Source organism: Variovorax sp. 01T439_2, assembly GCF_056398445.1.
Map to the genome: position 1 here is coordinate 1 of NZ_JBFTPJ010001117.1, position 1,712 is coordinate 1,712.

At 65.3% G+C, this 1,712-nt stretch carries 2 protein-coding genes; both read right to left on the reverse strand.

What is annotated here, in order from left to right:
- A partial coding sequence (locus tag AC1DOC_RS32575; RefSeq protein ID WP_478131432.1) for a PAS domain-containing protein occupies nucleotides 1-415 on the reverse strand: 415 nt, incomplete at its 3' end.
- A gap of 72 nt (nucleotides 416-487) precedes the next feature.
- Nucleotides 488-1,711 (reverse strand): formyl-CoA transferase, encoded by a 1,224-nt coding sequence (gene frc / locus AC1DOC_RS32580; RefSeq protein ID WP_478131433.1) that lies wholly within the window; start codon nucleotides 1,709-1,711, stop codon nucleotides 488-490.
- Nucleotide 1,712 lies beyond the last annotated feature (1 nt).

Here is a 1,712-nt window from a genome sequence, read left to right on the forward strand (position 1 = left end):
CCTCTGCTTCTTGCAGACGAGCGCGCAATTTACGCTCTTCGGCGAAGCGGGTGGTTTCGTCGCGCACGATGGCGACGATGCCCGTGACTTCACGACTCTGCGAGAACAGCATCGACACCGTGAAGGCGATCGACAGCGTGTGCCCGTCCTTGTGCAGCGCCGGCACGCGCAGCAGGTCGGCACCGTACTTGGTGATGCCGGTTTCCATGGTCTTGTGGTAGCCGTCCCAGTGCCGCTGGCGCTGCCGCTGGGGAATGATCATGTCGAGCGACTGGCCCAGCGCCTCGGCTTCGGTGAAGCCGAAGATGCGCTCGGCCGCGCGGTTCCAGAACGTGATCGCCCCTTGCGCATCGCACACCATGATCGCGTCGCCGGCGCCTTCGACGAGCTGCTTGAAATCAACGTTCGCTTGCATGTTTTCCTCTGGCGCTTCATGTCATTTCCCGGCTCGCCCGCGTCTCGTGAAGCGGCGAGCCGGGGTGGTCCGCTAGACGGCCTTCGATTCTTTCAGGTTGTCGATCTGTGCCTGGGTGTAGCCAAGCTCCGCCAGCACCTCTTCGGTGTGCTCGCCCAGCAGCGGCGAGGCAGTGACCTCGGGCTTGAGGTCCGAGAACTTGATCGGGCTGCCGATGGTCCAGTAGCTGCCGCGCTCCTTGTGCGGCACTTCGACGATGGAGCCGCTCTTGCGCAGCGACTCGTCGTGCAGCAGTTCCTTCATCGACAGCACCGGGGCGCAGGGAATGTCGTGCTTGCGGAAGATGTCCACCGCCTCGAACTTGGTCTTGTCCTTGATGAAGTCCTCGATGGTGGCGAAGATCTGGTCGATGTGCGGCTGGCGGGCCTTGGGGGTCATGTAGTCAGGGTCGGTCTTCCACTCGGGCTTGCCGAGCGCGTCGCAGATCGGGTCCCAGGCGTGGCCCTGCACCGTGAAGTAGATGTAGGCGTTGGGGTCGGTCTGCCAGCCCTTGCACTTCAGGATCCAGCCCGGCTGGCCGCCGCCGCCGGCGTTGCCGCCGCGCGGCACCACCTTGTCCTTGAAGGCGTCCATCTCGTGCGGGTACTGCGGGTATTCCTCCAGGTAGCCCACGTTGTCCAGGCGCTGCTGGTCGCGCATCTTCACGCGGCACAGGTTGAGCACGGCGTCCTGCATCGAGCAGGCCACCTTCTGGCCCTTGCCGGTCTGCTGGCGGCCGATAATGGCCGTCAGGATGCCGATGGCCAGGTGCATGCCGGTGTTGGAGTCGCCCAGCGCGGCGGCCGAGATCGTCGGCACCGAGTTCTCGCCCTTCCACCAGCCGGTGGTGGAGGCGGCGCCGCCGGCGCACTGCGCCACGTTCTCGTAGACCTTCAGGTCCTCGTAGTGGTGGCCGTCGCTGAAGCCCTTGACCGAGGCGACGATCATCTTGGGGTTCAGCTCCTGGATGCGCGCCCAGGTGAAGCCCATGCGGTCCAGCGCGCCGGGGCCGAAGTTCTCCACCAGCACGTCGGATTCGCGGATCAGCTTTTCCAGCACGGCCTTGCCTTCGGGCTTCTTCGTGTCCAGCGTGATCGAGCGCTTGTTGCTGTTGAGCATGGTGAAGTACAGCGCGTCGACGTTCGGAATGTCGCGCAGCTGGCTGCGGGTGACGTCGCCGGCGCCCGGGCGCTCGACCTTGATCACGTCGGCGCCGAACCAGGCCAGCATCTGGGTGCAGGCCGGACCGACCTGCACG